15 protein-coding genes and 1 tRNA gene are annotated in these 18,296 nt (G+C 47.4%); 9 read left to right on the top strand and 7 right to left on the bottom strand.

The features are described from left to right. Position 1 precedes the first annotated feature (1 nt). The 4 genes from OS145_RS12780 to parC all read left to right on the top strand — a co-directional run bounded on the left by OS145_RS12780 (position 2) and on the right by parC (position 5,385). Positions 2-607, top strand: a complete 606-nt coding sequence (locus tag OS145_RS12780; RefSeq protein ID WP_006956984.1) for an NUDIX domain-containing protein — start codon at positions 2-4, stop codon at positions 605-607. Positions 608-628: 21 nt separating this feature from the next. Continuing rightward, a complete protein-coding gene (locus tag OS145_RS12775; protein WP_006956983.1) occupies positions 629-1,081 on the top strand; it encodes a DUF1249 domain-containing protein in 453 nt (150 codons plus the stop codon). Between the two features lie 85 nt (positions 1,082-1,166). Beyond that, positions 1,167-3,059: a DNA topoisomerase IV subunit B gene (gene parE, locus OS145_RS12770; protein WP_006956982.1), complete on the top strand. Its 1,893-nt coding sequence runs from the start codon at positions 1,167-1,169 to the stop codon at positions 3,057-3,059. Positions 3,060-3,102: 43 nt separating this feature from the next. Further along, the gene (gene parC / locus OS145_RS12765) at positions 3,103-5,385 is read left to right on the top strand and encodes a DNA topoisomerase IV subunit A (RefSeq protein WP_006956981.1); all 2,283 of its coding nucleotides are present in this window, start codon (positions 3,103-3,105) and stop codon (positions 5,383-5,385) included. Between the two features lie 2 nt (positions 5,386-5,387). Here the strand turns inward: parC and OS145_RS12760 are convergent, their stop codons facing one another. Further along, positions 5,388-6,488 (bottom strand): HD-GYP domain-containing protein, encoded by a 1,101-nt coding sequence (locus OS145_RS12760; RefSeq protein ID WP_006956980.1) that lies wholly within the window; start codon positions 6,486-6,488, stop codon positions 5,388-5,390. 82 nt (positions 6,489-6,570) lie between these two features. Here OS145_RS12760 and OS145_RS12755 point away from each other — a divergent pair, with 82 nt between their 5' ends. Continuing rightward, the gene (locus OS145_RS12755) at positions 6,571-7,305 is read left to right on the top strand and encodes a 1-acylglycerol-3-phosphate O-acyltransferase (RefSeq protein WP_006956979.1); all 735 of its coding nucleotides are present in this window, start codon (positions 6,571-6,573) and stop codon (positions 7,303-7,305) included. After that, complete coding sequence (gene rraB / locus OS145_RS12750) at positions 7,302-7,673, top strand: ribonuclease E inhibitor RraB (RefSeq protein WP_006956978.1); 372 nt, start codon at positions 7,302-7,304, stop codon at positions 7,671-7,673. The genes OS145_RS12755 and rraB overlap by 4 nt, the downstream gene beginning before the upstream one ends. 19 nt (positions 7,674-7,692) lie before the next feature. On the opposite strand, the gene OS145_RS12745 is transcribed toward rraB, so the two are convergent. From OS145_RS12745 to pepA, 4 genes are all read right to left on the bottom strand, one after another. Continuing rightward, entirely contained in the window at positions 7,693-8,130 is a 438-nt protein-coding gene (locus OS145_RS12745; RefSeq protein ID WP_006956977.1) for a hemerythrin domain-containing protein, read from the bottom strand. A 101-nt stretch (positions 8,131-8,231) separates the two neighbouring features. Next, complete coding sequence (locus tag OS145_RS12740; RefSeq protein ID WP_006956976.1) at positions 8,232-11,081, bottom strand: valine--tRNA ligase; 2,850 nt, start codon at positions 11,079-11,081, stop codon at positions 8,232-8,234. Between the two features lie 7 nt (positions 11,082-11,088). Continuing rightward, positions 11,089-11,535: a DNA polymerase III subunit chi gene (locus OS145_RS12735; RefSeq protein ID WP_006956975.1), complete on the bottom strand. Its 447-nt coding sequence runs from the start codon at positions 11,533-11,535 to the stop codon at positions 11,089-11,091. Positions 11,536-11,537: 2 nt separating this feature from the next. After that, positions 11,538-13,046, bottom strand: coding sequence for a leucyl aminopeptidase (pepA, locus tag OS145_RS12730; protein ID WP_006956974.1), 1,509 nt, complete (start codon positions 13,044-13,046; stop codon positions 11,538-11,540). Positions 13,047-13,180: 134 nt separating this feature from the next. On the opposite strand from pepA, the gene lptF reads away from it, so the two are divergent. Continuing rightward, a complete protein-coding gene (gene lptF, locus OS145_RS12725) occupies positions 13,181-14,296 on the top strand; it encodes an LPS export ABC transporter permease LptF (protein ID WP_006956973.1) in 1,116 nt (371 codons plus the stop codon). Between the two features lie 2 nt (positions 14,297-14,298). Further along, on the top strand, positions 14,299-15,366 hold the full coding sequence (gene lptG, locus OS145_RS12720; RefSeq protein ID WP_006956972.1) for an LPS export ABC transporter permease LptG: 1,068 nt from the start codon (positions 14,299-14,301) through the stop codon (positions 15,364-15,366). On the opposite strand, the gene OS145_RS12715 is transcribed toward lptG, so the two are convergent. Beyond that, positions 15,363-15,872, bottom strand: coding sequence for an RDD family protein (locus tag OS145_RS12715; RefSeq protein ID WP_040488268.1), 510 nt, complete (start codon positions 15,870-15,872; stop codon positions 15,363-15,365). The genes lptG and OS145_RS12715 overlap by 4 nt on opposite strands. Before the next feature lie 184 nt (positions 15,873-16,056). Between OS145_RS12715 and OS145_RS12710 the strand changes: the two genes are divergently transcribed. After that, positions 16,057-16,143 (top strand) — tRNA-Leu (locus tag OS145_RS12710). Between the two features lie 151 nt (positions 16,144-16,294). Here the strand turns inward: OS145_RS12710 and katG are convergent. Continuing rightward, a partial coding sequence (gene katG, locus OS145_RS12705) for a catalase/peroxidase HPI (protein ID WP_006956970.1) occupies positions 16,295-18,296 on the bottom strand: 2,002 nt, incomplete at its 5' end.

Genomic DNA, 18,296 nt, shown 5'->3' with positions numbered 1-18,296 from the left:
GGTGAAACAGTTTAGTAAAGATGATGTTCAAATTGAAAGTAAAGATTCACTTTATAAGGGATTTTTGTCGGTAAACCAGTACACACTCAAACATAAATTGTTTGCTGGCGGGTGGGGACCCTCGATTACGCGCGAACTGATGGAGCGCGGTGATGCCGTAGTGGTGATTCCCTATGACCCAATCACTCAGGAACTCGTGGTTTTAGAGCAGTTTCGTATGGGAGCTATGAAAAACGAATACGGTCCTTGGTTGTTAGAGTTTGTTGCTGGCATGTTTGATGGCGATGAAACGCCCGAACAAGTGGCGCATCGTGAATTATTTGAAGAGGCGGGGCTGCGCGCTAAGCAGTTAGTCAAAGCATTGAGTTATTATTCAAGCCCCGGGGGGACTGACGAGCGCTTAACTATTTATATTGCTGAAGTCGATGCCAGCCAAGCGGCTGAGCTAGCAGGAGTCGAGTCGGAACATGAGGATATCCGCGTGCACGTCAAACCCTTCGAAAGCGTGATAGAATGGTTAGAGCAAGGGCGCATTAATAATGCGGCTAGTGTGATTGGTCTACAATGGCTTCAATTACATATTAATAAGCTACCATTTGCCAAATAATTAAGGTGTAAAGCGTCGACTATGAGAGATGAGCGGTACGTTATTGATGTAGCTGAGTTACATCGTATTAATGAACGCAACTATGCCGGGTTGGTACGACTTGTACCGGACTCAGAACACCCACATGTCATTCGTGCTGGCGCGCACCTAACGTTTGAAATTACTCAGTTGAGTGAGTCAAAATACACCAGTGATGTCCGCATTGCGCAAAAGCGAGAGCATTGGTCAGCTGATTACTTACTGACACAACTCGACGTGCGTCTATATCATGATGTTCGGATGGCAGAGGTGCTCTCGAGTCAGGGGGTGAGTCGGCTGCGTGTAAACTATCAGCAGCCCAATCCAGAAATGCGACATCCTGATGAAAAACATCAAGTGAATCAGTTCCTAGCAGATTGGTTGATGCTCATTAAAACGCGTGGACAAGTGCCGATGCTACGCTTAGATAAATTTTTACCACACGACTTCAAATAGACCGATAATAGCGGTACATTGAATCCACAATAATAACCATATACACGACAATGTGTCGCGCTGGTCCAAAAATTAGATCATAACCATGACAGATTATAAATCCGATTCGATCGAGGTCTTAAACGGCCTTGAGCCGGTCCAACGTCGACCGGGTATGTATACAGACACGTCGCGCCCTAACCATCTTGGCCAAGAAGTTATCGATAACAGTGTCGACGAAGCGCTCGCAGGGCATGCTAAAACCATTACAGTGGTATTACACAAAGATCAGTCACTCGAAGTGACTGACGATGGTCGAGGCATGCCTGTTGATATTCACCCAGAGGAGAAAATCCCCGGCGTGGAGCTGATAATGAGTAAGCTCCATGCGGGTGGGAAATTCTCTAATAAGAACTATCAATTTTCAGGTGGTCTTCATGGCGTCGGTATTTCGGTTGTTAACGCGTTATCCAAACGCGTCGAAATAACGATTCGCCGTGACAGTCAAGTGTACGAAATGGCGTTTGAAAACGGTGACAAAGTTTCAGAACTGGACGTCACCGGTACCTGTGGTAAACGTAATACGGGCACCCGCGTTCACTTTTGGCCCGATGAACAGTATTTCGACTCAAGTAAATTTTCAGTTTTAAAGCTGACCCATCTGCTACGTGCAAAAGCGGTTCTTTGTCCGGGATTGACCATTCGCTTTATCAATCATGTTGACGGCGAGGAAACAAGCTGGTTTTACGAGGATGGCTTAACGGACTACTTACGAGAAGCCGTTGAAGAATACCCCACACTGCCGGAGGCGCCCTTTGACGGGAGCTTTGTCAGTAAAACTGAGGCGGCAGAATGGGCAGTGACTTGGTTACCAGAAGGTGGTGAAGCGGTTACTGAAAGTTATGTGAACTTAATTCCCACTGCTTTAGGCGGCACGCACGTCAATGGCTTGCGACAAGGTTTGTTAGAAGCCATGCGAGAATTCTGTGAATTCCGTAATTTAACGCCGCGCGGTGTTAAATTGACGCCTGATGATGTGTGGGAGCGGTGTAGTTATATTCTTTCACTGAAGATGGAAGACCCGCAATTTGCCGGGCAGACTAAAGAACGTTTGTCGTCTCGCCAGTCGGCGAGTTTTGTTTCAGGTGTCGTAAAAGATTCATTCAGCCTGTGGCTCAATGAGCATACCGAACAAGCTGAGGCGCTTGCAGAACTTTGTATCTCTAATGCGCAGCGTCGCTTGAAAGCCAGTAAAAAGGTTGTTCGTAAAAAAGTAACGTCTGGCCCTGCACTTCCCGGCAAGCTGACAGACTGCTCGGGTCAAGACAGTGAGCGTAGTGAGCTATTTTTGGTCGAGGGTGACTCTGCAGGCGGCTCAGCTAAACAGGCGCGCGATCGTGAGTTTCAAGCGGTGATGCCGTTACGAGGAAAAATTCTCAATACCTGGGAGGTCGACCCAGAACAGATCCTTGCTTCCCAAGAAATACACGATATATCCGTCGCCGTGGGGGTTGATCCGAACTCGGTGGATTTGGACAAGCTGAGATACAACAAGATTTGTATTCTTGCTGATGCTGACTCGGATGGTCTGCATATCGCCACCTTATTGTGCGCTTTGTTCGTAAAACACTTCCGACCCTTGGTCGAAAATGGGCATATCTTTGTGGCAATGCCTCCGCTGTATCGCATTGATGTTGGCAAAGATGTGTTCTATGCCCTTGATGAAGGCGAGAAGCAGGGCATTCTTGATCGTATCGAAGCGGAGAAGCGCAAAGGAAAAGTCAACGTGCAGCGCTTCAAAGGGTTAGGTGAAATGAACCCATTGACACTCCGTGAAACGACCATGGACCCTAATACCCGTCGACTCGTACAGCTCACTATTGACGATGCTGAGGCGATGGAGGAATTGATGGATATGTTATTAGCGAAAAAGCGTGCAGCCGATCGTCGTACTTGGCTAGAGAGCAAAGGCAATATGGCCGATTTGGCAGAATTATAAAAATGACCACTGCGCGAAATGAATTTAAATGGAGAACAGCTCAATGTCGAGTGAAGTAACCGAACGCACACCGCTGAGTAAGTTTACTGAGGATGCGTACCTCAACTACTCGATGTACGTCATTATGGACCGTGCGCTACCGCATATTGGCGATGGCCTAAAGCCGGTGCAACGTCGAATTATTTACGCAATGTCAGAGCTCGGGCTTTCGGCTCTGGCTAAATATAAAAAGTCTGCTCGTACCGTGGGTGATGTACTTGGTAAGTTTCATCCGCATGGTGATAGCGCCTGTTATGAAGCAATGGTACTGATGGCGCAACCATTTAGCTATCGTCACCCACTCGTTGATGGTCAAGGAAACTGGGGATCGCCGGATGATCCTAAGTCGTTCGCTGCCATGCGTTACACCGAAGCTAAGTTATCGCACTTTAGCGAGGTACTGTTGAGCGAGCTTGGGCAAGGCACGGTCGACTGGATTCCCAACTTTGATGGCACGATGCGCGAGCCGAAAATGTTACCGGCACGCTTACCCCATATTCTGCTTAATGGGGTTACTGGTATTGCTGTCGGTATGGCAACAGATATTCCGCCGCATAATGCCCGTGAAGTGGCTAATGCATGTGCGTTATTAATTGATAGGCCGAGCGCAGATTTAGATGAGGTGATGGAGCACTTACAAGGACCTGACTATCCAACGGACGCGGAAATTATCACGCCGAAAGCGGATCTAAAAAAGCTTTACGAATCGGGGCGTGGGACGATAAAAATGCGTGCTAAGTATCATCTTGAAGAAAACGAGATCGTACTCACTGCATTACCTCATCAAGCTTCTGGCGCGAAAGTGTTGGAACAGATAGCCGCACAGATGCAAGCCAAAAAACTGCCCTTAGTTTCTGACTTACGTGATGAATCAGACCACGAAAACCCTACTCGTTTGGTCGTGGTGCCGCGCTCGAATCGTGTTGATACAGAGCAGTTGATGAAGCACTTGTTTGCTACCACAGATCTCGAGAAGCAGTACCGTGTAAACCTTAATATCCTTGGCTTGGATGGTCGGCCACAAGTTAAACCTCTGGTCGGTATTTTGGGTGAGTGGCTAGAGTTCCGTAAGCAAACGGTAACGCGGCGATTGCAATACCGTCTCGACAAAGTAGAAGCGCGTTTGCATATTTTGCAGGGTCTATTAATAGCGTTTTTGAATATTGACGAAGTCATTGAAATTATTCGTTATGAAGACGAGCCGAAAAAAGAACTAATCAAGCGTTTCGCGCTGACGGATACTCAGGCAGAAGCTATTCTGGAGTTGAAATTACGCCATTTAGCGCGTTTAGAAGAAATGAAGTTAAAGGGCGAGCAAGAGGAGCTTGAAAAAGAGCGTGAAAAACTCTCACAGCTACTCAACTCAGACCGTCGCTTAAAAACTCTTATCAAAAAAGAAATTCTTGCTGATGCCGAGAAGTATGGCGACGAGCGTCGTTCGCCTCTAGTTGAACGCGCTGAAGCTAAAGCTCTCAGTGAAACCGAACTTACGCCTGCTGAAGCGGTGACCGTAGTGCTCTCTGCTAAAGGCTGGGTGCGTTGTGCCAAAGGGCATGATGTCGATGGCGAGAAACTGAGCTACAAGTCGGGCGACAGTTTCCAAGCAGCAGCTCAGGGCAAAAGCAACCTACCGGTCGTATTTCTTGATACATCGGGGCGCAGCTATTCTTGCGAAGCCCATTCATTGCCCTCGGCTCGAAGCCAAGGTGAACCGTTAACAGGCCGTTTTAATATGGTGGCGGGAGAAATGGTTCAGCATGCACTGATGGCTAGAGACGAACAGTATTATCTACTAAGTTCTGACGCTGGTTATGGTTTTGTGTGTCAGTTTAAAGATTTAGTTTCACGCAATAAAAATGGTAAGGCGATCCTGACGCTACCCACAGGGGCCAAGGTAATGCCGCCTGTAGAGGTAAAAGATACCGCACAAGCACAGGTGATAGTTGTGTCCAATGAGGGACGCATGCTGGTGTTTCCGATAGCTGACCTACCACAGTTAGCAAAAGGTAAAGGTAACAAAATGATCAGTATTCCAACATTGCGAGCTCAGTCGCGGGAGGAGTATGTGGTCGCAGTGAGTGTTGCAAGCCCAGAGAGCACGGTAACTTTGCATGCAGGCCGCCGTAAGTTGACACTGAAGCCTGCTGATCTTGCGCATTACCATGGTGAACGTGGTCGTCGAGGCAATAAATTACCGCGTGGTCTACAACGTGTCGATAGGATCGAAGTAGAGGCGGTTAGTAACACGATCGACTCATCATCGGAAACCGATGCGAGCGAGGATTAAATCTAGAGCGTCCGTTTTACTCTAATGAGTTCAGTCATCGCTTCATTAAATACAGTCACCCAATAGGGACACAGTTGTGTCCCTGCTAACCGTTTTATTTCAGCGTGGGCTCGGCTATACGGTCTCTTTAAATGATGATTATGGGCGCGTTCATGGGTCATAGCGTCAAATGTGTCAACAATCGCTAATATTTTAGCGCCATCGCAGATGTCGGATTGTTTGAGTCCATTGGGGTAACCCTCTCCGTCGACTCGCTCATGATGTTGTAACACCATTTGTTTTGCTTTTTGCCATTGTGGTAGATTTTCGAGTAACTTGGCTGACAGGTAAACATGCGTTTTTAACGTGTTACTTTGCGCATCTGATAACGCATCTTTCGCATGAAGAATGGACAGAGGTAAAAACGACATTCCGAAGTCGTGTACAAAGCATGCGGCTGTTAATTGTCTATCATCAACTGGTGAGCCTGCATGTCTGTTAATAATTAGGGCAAGTTTTAGTTGGCGTTGGGCTCTACCTTGCCAATAACTTGAACGTTGTTCCGCATGAGTTATGAGTGATTCAAAGAACGATAAGTCCGCTTCTGCATTGTCTTGGGCATTGAGGGTATAAGTTGGCTTATTATTGAGGTCGGCGGTGATAACTAGCTCAGGCGCTAGCGTTACTAGAACTTTTCGTAAAGCGGTATCAATATGTTTGTAGTCCAGTGCTTGGCATAGTCCAATTACCCGTTGATAGCGCTGGTCTGGATACTCAACTCGAACACTGTCTTTACAAGATTGAACAAAGTTGTAAACGTGATCGATTAAGTTAAATACGATGTCACCCATGCTCGCGTTAAAAGAGAATCGTTGATTGCGAACGTCGTCCAGCAGATTTTCAACAGCACCGATGAGCGGTATTAAGGGGGTAAGCCCGATAATGCCTAAGTCGCCTTTGATGGTATGGATCGCGCGGTACAGTGATGCTTGGTGAGAAACGGAGTCTGGCGAAGACTCTAGAGCAATTACGCTGTTCTCTGCTTGTTGATGGAGCTCTTTAATCTCATCCATAAGCTCGATATAAACATCGGTTGAGATATCGGGTCGGGTAAATAGAGCCATAGCTTACCTAATATTTGACTGATCGGAGTTTTATTTTGAATAAACACGATATACTAGCCGAGCAAAACAACAAGGAGTAATGATGTTAGCTGCGATACGCTGGATATTTTTAGGGATCTTTATCGTCCTATTCGGAGTTATCGGCTGTATATTCTGTATATTAAGGCCATTTCATCGTAATAATACATACGTATGGGCACGTATCTTCGGCTCGGTTACACGCATATTGGGTGTAAAACTCGAGGTCAAGGTGCACCCTGATGTACCGACGGGCGGACCTTATGTCTATATTTGCAACCATCAAAATAGCTGGGAAATTTTTACTATTGCGGCGATGCTACCGCCAAATACCGTCACGGTCGGCAAAAAAAGTCTGCGTTACATCCCATTCTTCGGTCAATTATACTGGCTCGCCGGCAATATTCTAATTGATAGAAAGAATAAAGGGCGTGCACACGGCACGATTGCGCAAACGGCTGATGCGATTAAACGTAGAGATATTTCAGTGTGGATGTTTCCTGAAGGAACGCGAAGTTATGGAAGAGGGCTGCTTCCATTTAAAAATGGCGCGTTTCACACCGCACTAAAAGCTCAAGTAAATATTGTTCCCGTATGTGTTTCAAATTTACACGAAAAGATTAAAATGAATCGTTGGAGCAACGGTGTATTAAAAATAGAGTTCCTTGAACCTATTAACATAGCCAATTACTCAAAAGAATCACTACGACAACTCTCTCGTGAGACTCACGAGGTGATGAAGAACAAAATTGCTCTACTAGATAAACACGTCAGTGAAAATGATGAAGGAAATTTATGAGTTCAATGCTAGATGTCTTGCTCGAGCAGAGTAATGAAACAATTGATGCCATGCTAGAAGATGGTGTCGATCCAAGTGAATACTATTTAATAGAGCATCATTTGGCGTCACAGGACTTTACCAAGCTCGAAAAGGCCGCTGTAGAAATGGTAAAAGAAGGCTATCACGTTGATGATGCGGACGAGTTTGAGGACGAGCAAGGCGAGCGGTGGTTTGCTTTTGCAGCTTCCACAGAAAGTACGCTTGACCGAGATGTCCTTTCGCGTCAAATTCGCGAGATTTTAGTCGTGGCTGAAGAATGTGAAGTTGAGTACGACGGTTGGGGTACTTTCCTTGACGAAGACGAGGAAGATTTCGAGGACGAATAATTCGTCCTCGAACTTATTGCTATATACCTTGTTGATCCATTTCTAAGCGATAGTCACTACCTAACTCTGATTTTTGTTGGGTGCTAAGCACCTTACCTGCCTGCTGAAAAAAGCCCTGTTCTTCGTCTTCGAGGTGGTGAAGCACTTTATGTTTGAGGCTTTTCAAGTGCTGAAGCCAAGCTGGCGATGACATATCGGTTTGCTCTATCGTCTCAATGAGCTCGTCAATCTCGTGGTGTTCAGCAATACCGTGACGTGATAAGTCGACGGTACTATCGTTGTTAATCAATGGTGAGTAGAAATACCTTTCTTCAGCCGTAGCATGTGCTTGAAGTTGCGCTTTCAAAACGTTGAATTGGGTGCGACGTTCTGCTTCATCCCCCTGCGTGTCGCTCAAGTTGTCCAACAATGCGCGCTGCTTATCATGATCGGTCTTAAGTTCGTCAAAGATATTCATTGCTCTCTCCTTAAGTTAAGCGTTTTATGTTCTACGCAGAGAGATGATAATTGGATGAAAAAAGGCGCCATAAAGGCGCCTTCACTTATGCTCGAAACCTATTACAGAGAGGCTATTTTGGCGTGCTGCTGCTTGAGTTGAGCTAACGCTTCTTCAGCTTCTGCCAGCTTCTCACGCTCTTTAGCAATGACGGCCTCAGGTGCCTTACTCACGAAGTTTTCGTTACTGAGCTTGCCGCTTAGGCGCTTTTGCTCTTGCTCGGCTTTTTGCAGGGCTTTATCGAGACGTTTTAACTCGGCGTCCTTGTCAATTAAGCCAGCCATCGGGATGTGCAACTGCATACTATCCACAAGGCTTGTCATACTCGCTGGCGGCTCATCGCCTTCATTCAAGTAGTCGATTTGCTCAAGTTTGGCCAGGCTCTGCAAGAATGTTCTGTTGGCTTCAATACGGCCCCGTGCCATCTCATCATAATGAGATATTAGCAACGGTAATGGTTTGTTAGGCGATAAATCCATCTCACCACGGATATTTCGGATCGCCAAGATCACCCGTTTTAACCATTCCATATCCTGCATCGCTTGATGATCGACATCGGCGTTTGCTCGTGGGAACGGTTGCAACATAATCGTTTCACCCTCAACCCCGGCCAACGGTTTGACACGATGCCAAATAGTCTCGGTGATATAAGGCAACACAGGATGCAGTAGTCGTAATAGTTGCTCGAGTACAGTGACCAAGGTACGGCGCGTGCCACGTTGCTCTGCTTCAGTACCATTATTAAGTACGGGCTTGGTTAACTCTAAATACCAGTCACAGAACTGGTTCCAAGTAAACTCGTAAGCAATCGCTGCGGCTTGGTCAAACCGATAGGTATCGAGTGCATGACGGAACTCTTTAACAGTGTGGTTGAAGCGCGCAATAATCCACTCATCTGCGAGCGATAAGCGATAGTCTTCACCTGACTGGCCGCAATCATGTTCTTCCGTGTTCATCAACACATAGCGGCTAGCGTTCCATAACTTATTACAGAAGTTGCGATAACCCTCAAGACGTTTCATATCCCAGTTAATATCACGACCCGTCGAAGCCAGCGCAGTCAGAGTAAAACGCAACGCATCGGTACCATGTGCAGCGATGCCTTCAGGGAACTGTTTGCGTGTTGCTTTAGCAATTTTCTCGCGCATTTTAGGTTGCATGAGATTAGCGGTACGCTTTTCGACTAATGCATCAGCGCTAATGCCGTCGATCATGTCTAATGGATCCAGTACGTTACCTTTCGACTTAGACATCTTCTGGCCTTCTTCATCGCGAATAAGCCCAGTGACATAGACCTTTTTGAAGGGGACCTGAGGCTGACCATTTTCATCTTTCAGGAAGTGCATGGTCATCATAATCATGCGCGCAACCCAGAAGAAAATAATATCAAAACCGGTGACCAGCACATCAGTCGGGTGGAACGTTTTTAAATCGTCAGTTTGCTCTGGCCAACCTAGCGTCGAGAAAGTCCAAAGCGCAGAGGAGAACCAGGTATCGAGGACATCATCATCTTGAGACAATTTGATGTCGCCTAGGTCGTTTTCTTTGCGCACCTCTTCCTCAGAGCGTCCAACATAGACGTTACCTTGTTCGTCGTACCATGCTGGAATGCGGTGTCCCCACCACAGTTGACGTGAAATACACCAGTCCTGGATGTCACGCATCCAACTGAAGTACATATTCTCGTATTGTTTGGGTACGAACTCGATGCGACCATCTTCAACAGCTTCAGTCGCCTGTTTAGCTAATGATTCAACACGCACATACCACTGATCCGTCAAATGGGGTTCAATTGGTACGCCGCCGCGGTCGCCGTAAGGCACCTTGTTGGTATGCTTCTCAATCTTATCGAGGAGCTCGAGCTCTTCAAACGCGGCGATGATTTGTTTACGTGCTTCAAAGCGTTCAAGCCCTGCAAACTGTTGAGGCAGTTCGCCCTTAAACTCACCAAGCGACTCAACCGCTTCTCCTTTGCTCGTATACAAACCCGCAGTACTTAAAACATGTGCCGTATCATCAAGTACCGCAATCATGCCCAGTTCGTTGCGTTTACCTATTTCATAGTCATTAAAGTCATGAGCAGGGGTGATTTTAACGCAGCCAGTACCGAACTCACGGTCAACATAGTCATCGGCAATGATTGGAATTCTGCGATTAACGAGTGGTAGCTCAATGTGCTTACCGACTAAGTGTTTGTAACGCGCGTCTTCTGGATGAACGGCAACACAAACATCTCCCAGCATCGTCTCGGGTCGAGTCGTCGCGACAACCAAATAATCTTTACCGTCTTCCGTTTTCTCGCCATCCGCTAGCGGATAACGTAGATGCCAGATGTGACCCTGCTGCTCTTTATTTTCAACTTCAAGGTCAGAAATCGCTGTTTGTAACTTTGGATCCCAATTAACCAAGCGCTTGCCACGGTATATAAGACCTTCTTTGTGAAGCTTTACGAAGACTTCTAGCACTGCTTTAGACAGACCTTCATCCATCGTAAAACGCTCGCGATCCCAGTCGACAGAATCACCTAAGCGACGCATTTGTGAGGTAATAGTGCCGCCAGACTCTTGCTTCCACTCCCAGACTTTGTCGATAAACGCTTCACGACCTAAGTCGGCGCGGCTTTTGCCTTCTGCTGCAAGTTGACGCTCAACAACCATTTGGGTTGCAATGCCCGCGTGATCGGAGCCGACCTGCCATAATGTGTTTTTCCCGTCCATCCGCTGATAGCGGGTCAGGATATCCATAATGGTGTGTTGGAACGCGTGACCCATGTGCAAGCTACCTGTCACATTGGGGGGTGGGATCATAATTGAGTATGCATCACCTTCGCCAGAAGGCTTAAAATAGCCTTTGCTTTCCCACGTTTGATATAACGATTCTTCAATGTCTTTAGGAGAGTACGTCTTGTCCATAATGGCCTTAATTGTGCTTTGCTGTTAACGGCTCGGTGCGCATTTGGCATCCGCGAGCACGATAATGTTTGTATCGCTCTCGTGCGACGGCTTTTTCATCTTCGGGCGCCGGCACAAGGTCAAAAATATGTTGGCTGCGTTGTGCAATCTCTGGCACTTGGCTTGCCAAGTTAAACAGAGCCATGCCTGTACGCGGTTGTTGCTCTGACTGACGCCACGAGAGCGTCACCGGCGCACCGTTCGGCAAGGCTTCACCTACTAACGCATGGGGGATAAACCCATCGGCAGGCCGCTGCCACAACAGTTCGTCGAACAGTTCGGCCTGCTGCTGATCCTCGCATACCACAAGCAATTTGCGATACTGACGAAAAAGATCGGCGATTTTATCGCAAATCAGGTTATTTTTCTCGTCTTCGTCGGTCGTTTGTACTAAAAAAAACGTTGCACTGGGCATAACTAGTCGTTTGCATCCACTTGTTGGCAGCGGTTGATCAAAAATTGGCTAAGCAAGGGTACAGGACGGCCAGTGGAACCTTTATTAGCGCCACCACTCCAGGCGGTGCCCGCGATATCCATATGCGCCCAGTTATATTTACGCGTAAACCGAGATAAGAAACAAGCGGCAGTAATGGTGCCAGCTTCTTTACCGCCAATGTTTTGCATGTCAGCGAAGGGGCTATCCAATTGCGATTGGTATTCGTCCCACAGTGGTAAACGCCATGCTTTATCGCCACTTTGTGACGCCGCATTTAAAATTTCGCTGGCTAATGGGTTGTGCTGACTTAACACTGCTGAGGCGTGTGAACCCAGCGCCACTACGCAAGCGCCGGTTAAAGTCGCCAAGTCGATAACAAGCTCTGGCTCAAAGCGCTCAACATATGTGAGCGTATCGCATAAGACCAATCGGCCCTCAGCATCGGTATTTAGCACTTCAACGGTTTGGCCGCTCATGGTGGTGAGAATGTCACCCGGTCGATACGCTTTACCATCGGGCATATTTTCGCAGCCGGCCATCACACCAATCACGTTAATAGGTAACTGCATTTCAGCCAACGCTTGCATCGCACCAAAGACGCCGGCAGCGCCACCCATATCGTATTTCATTTCGTCCATATTGGCGGACGGTTTAATTGAAATTCCGCCTGAGTCAAAGGTCAGTCCCTTACCGACTAAAACTATAGGCGCCTGATCGTCAGCGGCTCCTTTATAATGCATCAGTGTAAGTACTGACTCATGCTCAGAGCCACGACCGACGGCTAGGTAAGCGTTCATACCGAGCTCGGCCATTTCCTTCTCCTCAACCGTGGTTACTTCCAGTTGAGCATATTTTTCTGCCAGGGCATGGGCTTGATCGGCTAAATAGCGCGGTGTACAGATGTTAGGCGGCATATTGGCGACGTCACGACATTTATCCATACCTGCGGCAACGGCTAAACCGTGGTTAATCGCTTGCTCACCAATGGTTAATTCTTTGCGACTCGGTACGTTAAATGTGAGTTTGCGTAATGGCCTACGCGGTTCTTCTTTTTTGGTTTTCAGCTGATTAAAGCTATAGATCGTTTGGTGTGCAGCTTCGACCGCCATACGTACTTTCCAATAAGTATCACGGCCTTTTACATGTAACTCACTTAAGAAACAAACCGCTTCCATTGAGCCCGTTTCGTTTAGTGTATTAATCGTCTTAGCTATAATCTGCTTATACTGGCGTTCATCAAGCTCGCGCTCCTTACCACAACCGACGAGCAGTACGCGTTCTGCGAGTACATTAGGGACGTGATGAAGTAAGAGCACTTGACCGGTCTTGCCTTCTAAGTCTCCTCGTCGTAAAAGGTTACTAAGATAACCTTCACTGACGTTATCAAGTTGTTCTGCGACACCGGATAATCTCCGCGGTTCGAAGACACCCACAACGATACACGCGGAACGTTGTTTTTCTGGGTTGCCACTTTTTACGCTGAACTCCATGGACTGTGCTCCTATTTCGGTAGGCCGCAAGGACTGCTATAGTTAGCCTAACAAACAAATTTGTTGTTAAAATAACAAGTTTACTTAAAAATCACAGCTATTCCAGTAAAAACCAAAGTTATGAGTCGAGCAACGTGCGCATTTTTAAATATTTGATTGCTGAGACATTAAAGTCTCAAATCGCGGTATTGGTTGTACTGATGACGATATTTGTCAGTCAAAAATTTGTTCGCGTACTGTCGGATGCGTCAGAAGGCGATATTCCTAGTTCTATTATTTTTCAGTTGTTATCGCTGAATCTACCGGCGCTACTGGCACTGATCATCCCATTGAGCTTATTCCTGGGCATTTTATTGGCTCACGGACGCATCTATGCAGACAACGAAATGACGGTATTACATGCCTGTGGCGTCAGTGAGTGGTATGTGACTCGAGTGACACTGGTTGTTGCGGTGATACTGGCTCTATTGACTGCGGCGCTGACTATGTACGTAGTGCCCTGGTCATTGGAGCAAGAGCAAAAAATTGAGGACAAGGCTCGCGCGGATAGTGGATTAACAGCCCTTATTCCAGGTCGCTTTCAGCAATCTAGCAATGGCAAGGCAGTCATTTTTATTCAAAGCCAAGATGATCAAGGTGATTTGCAGAATGTGTTTGTGGCGCAGCATCAGGCAGAGCAGGGACGGATTCGCTCCGGTAGCGTGGTGGTTTCAACCTCGGGTGAAGTGAATACTGAAAGCTCTGGCTCTCAGTGGTTAGAGCTGCGCGACGGTAAACGCTTTGCAGGCGATGGTGAACATTACCAGTTGATGAGTTTCGAGCAGTATAGGTTGCAAATCAAAGAGCAGCCTGTAGACGAACAGTTACGAGATCTAGAAGCTTATACTGTCAATGAGTTGTGGCAGGAACAATCAAATGCGGCAGCGGCTGAGCTGCAATGGCGTATAGCAATACCGTTGGCAATGCCATTATTGACACTGATTGCTGTTCCATTAAGCCGAGTCAATCCGAGACAAGGTAAATTCGCGCGAATGGCGCCGGCTATTTTAATTTATCTAGGATATTTTCTTGTTCTCATGGCTGCCAAATCGGCGGTACGGGATGGAGTTATCCCAACCTTTATCGGTCTGTGGTGGATACATGTTGCTTTGCTGGTATTCGGTATTGCGTTGCTCAGCCGAGCACGACCTGTCGGGTTGAGATTTTGGGCACACTTGATGTTCTGGCGTCAGCGAAACCGGAGAGTGTAACGATGTTTAGTATCTTGGATCGCTATATTGGTGCGACAGTTCTCAAAACCTCGCTAATGAGTTTAATCGTACTGACCGGGCTTTCGGGGTTAATACGTTTTGTCGAGCAACTCAAGTCGGTCGGACGAGGTAGTTATGAGGTGATCGACGCGGCGCTGTTTGTTTTTTACAGTATTCCGCGTGATGTTGAAGTTTTCTTTCCGATGGCTGCATTACTGGGTGGCTTAATAGGTATGGGGGTGCTGGCGAGTAACTCTGAGCTTATCGTGATGCAAGCCGCGGGTCGCTCAAAGCTTAATATTGCTGGTGCGGTGATGAAAACTGCAGTTGTTATGATGATTGCTGTAATTGCCATTGGCGAATGGGTTGCTCCACCGATGGAAGCTAAAGGTCGGCTAATCCGTGCACAAGAAATCTCCGGAGGTAGTCTTATTTCCGCTCAACGTGGCGTCTGGGCGAAAGATGGCGATGATTTTATTAATATTTCGGAAGTTGAAGACACCGGACGTTTGAATGGTGTGCTGATTTACGACTTTGATGGACAACAGCAACTCGAAACAGTCACATACGCTCAGACGGCTGTGTATAGTAATGAGTCTTGGCGTTTAAGTCAGGTGGTCGAGACTCGACTTACACAACAAAAAGTGATTGAAAAACGCCTTGATAGCACTGTGTGGCAATCAAGCCTGACACCGGATAAATTGGGCGTCGTCACTATAAAACCGGAGTCATTATCAATATCGGGACTGATTGATTATCTCACCTACCTTAAGTCGAACGAGCAGTCTGCTCAGCGTTACGAGTTGGCGTTGTGGCGTAAGGTATTATCACCGGTGACTGTGGCAGTGATGTTACTGGTCGCATTGTCCTTTATTTTTGGCCCATTACGGGAAACCAGTATGGGAGCGCGTATACTGTTGGGCGTAATTACAGGATTTGCGTTTCATGTCAGTAACGAAATTTTTGGTCCCCTAGCACAAGTCTACCAGGTGCCGGCGGTGCTAGGGGCCTTGTTGCCGAGCTTAGTCTTTGCCAGTGTTGCTATTTTTGTCATGCAGAGGAAGAGCTAAAGCTCTTTCCAATAAAATAGCTGGTTAGCTTCTTTTGATAGAGTGACCAGCTCTGTTTTTGCGGCGTAATCTTGCCAAGCTCGGCGGTGTTTTAAGTCCACGAGAACCCAGATATTTCCTACGCCCAACATGCATGTCAAAAGCCTTATAATTACCTGTTTGTAAGTGAGTCGAGAACCGTCTCGCTGTTGTAATTTTAAGCGCCAAGCTCGCATGCCTACGGTCTGACCCGATGTTTTCCAGAAGTAACCAAAAAACACCGCTAAGACGGTTAGCAGAAAAATTGTGAGCCAAGGACCTTGGTCAATAAACTCCGCATGATCCATACCTTCCGGTAATGTGAGCCAGCCTAAGCTGGTGGCGATAGCTGACGCTCCGAGCGCGAGTGCGGTGGCAAGCATAACCATCGCACAAGCGACTAAAAAATCGTAAATCCATGCGGCAAACCGACGAAGAAAGTTTGCTGATGGAAAACTCGCATGCAGTTTTTGAGCTTCTGATGGCATATTTTTATCCATAACAACCTGTAACGGGGAGAGTTTACCATGACCCGGACCGACGCGCAGTAGGATGGTTCGGTTAAGGAATGACCAAACAAACTTAAAACCGAAAAAATTCTGCAATATTTGCTTGATTAGAAAGATGTCACGGGTATAATCCCCTCCGTCGACCAAGACAACCTATCTTAATGCCGAGGTGGCGGAATTGGTAGACGCAGTGGATTCAAAATCCACCGCTGGTAACAGCGTGGGGGTTCAAGTCCCCCCCTCGGCACCAAGCTTCTAGTAAGCTCTTCCTATCACGTTTTCAATGCTAATCTAACGTTTCAGCCGACACTCATTACTACCCAATGGCTTTCATTCGGTGAAATAAAAATGCCGGCTCATTGTTTCCAATCAACCGGCATGCAGATTCGTTGTATTAACGGTTAGGACTTTTCTAGATCAAAGCGATCGAGCTGCATCACTTTAACCCATGCATTTATAAAGTCGTCGACGAACTTGTCTTTTGAGTCATCAAGGGCATAAATCTCCGCCACTGCACGTAACTCGGAGTTCGAACCAAAAATTAAGTCGACCGTCGTTGCGGTGTACTTTGGCTCACCCGTAGTGCGGTCACGACCAATGTATAGCGACTCGTCATCCTGAGAGGGTTCCCATTGTGTATCCATACTCAGCAAGTTTACGAAAAAGTCGTTGTTGAGTGTACCTGGCTGCTCCGTGAAAACTCCGTGCTCAGTACCTTTATAGTTCGCCCCTAAACTGCGTAAACCTCCCAATAAAACGGTCAGTTCTGGGACAGTTAAGTCGAGCGTGTCGGCTTTATCGACCATCATTTGCGCTGGATTCAAACGGCTCTCTTCACTGTAATAGTTTCGAAAAGCGTCTGCAGTTGGCTCCAAGAACTTAAATGACTGCACGTCGGTTATCTCTTGGGTCGCATCTGCGCGTCCAGGTATGAAAGGTACCTTTACGCGATAGCCCGCATCTTCAGCTGCTTTTTCGATAGCAGCGGCACCTGCCAGCACGATAGTATCCGCTAGAGATATTTGCTTATTGCCAGAGAGCGATTGATTGAACTCAGCACGAATGCGCTTAAGTTCATTCAGTACTCGCCTCAACTCTTCAGGGTTATTCGCTTCCCAGTTTATTTGTGGTTCCAAAGCGATCCGCGCGCCATTGGCTCCGCCGCGCATATCTGTGGCACGGAAGCTTGAAGCCGCTGCCCAGGCGGTACGAACGAGTTCTGGCACCGTCAGTTTGCTGGCCAAGATCTGTTTTTTTAACTCGCTAATTTCGCTTTCGTTAATCAGCGTGTAATCGACTTTAGGGATTGGGTCTTGCCAAATAAGGTCTTCTTTAGGTGCCATACTGCCAAGGTATCGTGCTTTGGGACCCATATCGCGGTGGGTCAATTTAAACCAAGCTTTAGCAAACGCAAGTTCGAATTCTTCTGGGTTTTCGTGAAAACGCTTCGCGATTTTGCGATATTCAGGGTCGAACTTTAGTGCGAGATCGGTAGTAAACATGATAGGCGCGTGACGCTTACCTTCGACGTGTGCATCAGGTACCATATTAGCCGCTTGACCATCTTTAGGTATCCATTGAATAGCGCCCGCTGGACTGCGCGTCTGTTCCCAGTCGAAACCAAACAAATTATCCAAGTATTGGGTCGTCCACGCAGTAGGATTGACCGACCATGCACCTTCTAAGCCACTGGTGATCGTGTCCTCAGCATTACCTTTTCCGCAACTATTCTTCCAACCGAGACCTTGTTGTTCTACGGGGGCGGCAGCAGGTTCAGCGCCTAAGCATTCTTCAGGTTTGTGCGCGCCGTGCGCTTTACCAAACGTATGTCCGCCGGCGATCAATGCAACGGTTTCCTCATCGTTCATCGCCATGCGTCCGAACGTGTCACGAATATCTTTTGCGGCGAGCAGTGGATCGGGGTTGCCATTTGGACCTTCTGGGTTGACGTAAATTAGCCCCATTTGTACCGCGGCTAATGGGTTATCGAGTTTACGTTCACCTTTATAGCGTTTGTCACCGAGCCACTCGGTTTCAGGTCCCCAGTAAACAATATCAGGCTCCCAAGCATCTTCACGACCGCCAGCAAAACCGTAGGTCTTAAAGCCCATTGATTCGAGCGCTACGTTGCCTGTCAGTACCATCAAATCAGCCCAAGAAATATTGCGGCCGTATTTTTGCTTCACAGGCCATAACAGACGACGTGCTTTATCCAAACTAACGTTGTCGGGCCAGCTATTAAGCGGCTCAAAGCGTTGTTGCGCTCCCGCAGCACCGCCGCGTCCATCTTGTACACGATAGGTGCCCGCACCGTGCCATGCCATGCGAATAAAGAAAGGACCATAATGTCCATAATCGGCTGGCCACCAGTCTTGATCCGATGTCATCAGCGCTTCGATGTCC

Source organism: Idiomarina baltica OS145 (assembly GCF_000152885.1).
GTDB lineage: Bacteria > Pseudomonadota > Gammaproteobacteria > Enterobacterales > Alteromonadaceae > Idiomarina > Idiomarina baltica.
This window is presented reverse-complemented; position numbering and strand designations above follow the sequence as displayed.

Excerpts from the sequence above, each read along its gene's own strand:
- rraB (WP_006956978.1), top strand. The coding sequence starts at position 7,302 with ATGAGTTCAATGCTAGATGTCTTGCTCGAGCAGAGTAATGAAACAATT.
- OS145_RS12745 (WP_006956977.1), bottom strand. The coding sequence starts at position 8,130 with ATGAATATCTTTGACGAACTTAAGACCGATCATGATAAGCAGCGCGCA.
- OS145_RS12760 (WP_006956980.1), bottom strand. The coding sequence starts at position 6,488 with ATGGCTCTATTTACCCGACCCGATATCTCAACCGATGTTTATATCGAG.
- OS145_RS12740 (WP_006956976.1), bottom strand. The coding sequence starts at position 11,081 with ATGGACAAGACGTACTCTCCTAAAGACATTGAAGAATCGTTATATCAA.
- parC (WP_006956981.1), top strand. The coding sequence starts at position 3,103 with ATGTCGAGTGAAGTAACCGAACGCACACCGCTGAGTAAGTTTACTGAG.
- parE (WP_006956982.1), top strand. The coding sequence starts at position 1,167 with ATGACAGATTATAAATCCGATTCGATCGAGGTCTTAAACGGCCTTGAG.
- OS145_RS12775 (WP_006956983.1), top strand. The coding sequence starts at position 629 with ATGAGAGATGAGCGGTACGTTATTGATGTAGCTGAGTTACATCGTATT.
- OS145_RS12735 (WP_006956975.1), bottom strand. The coding sequence starts at position 11,535 with ATGCCCAGTGCAACGTTTTTTTTAGTACAAACGACCGACGAAGACGAG.
- OS145_RS12755 (WP_006956979.1), top strand. The coding sequence starts at position 6,571 with ATGTTAGCTGCGATACGCTGGATATTTTTAGGGATCTTTATCGTCCTA.
- OS145_RS12715 (WP_040488268.1), bottom strand. The coding sequence starts at position 15,872 with ATGCCATCAGAAGCTCAAAAACTGCATGCGAGTTTTCCATCAGCAAAC.
- pepA (WP_006956974.1), bottom strand. The coding sequence starts at position 13,046 with ATGGAGTTCAGCGTAAAAAGTGGCAACCCAGAAAAACAACGTTCCGCG.
- lptG (WP_006956972.1), top strand. The coding sequence starts at position 14,299 with ATGTTTAGTATCTTGGATCGCTATATTGGTGCGACAGTTCTCAAAACC.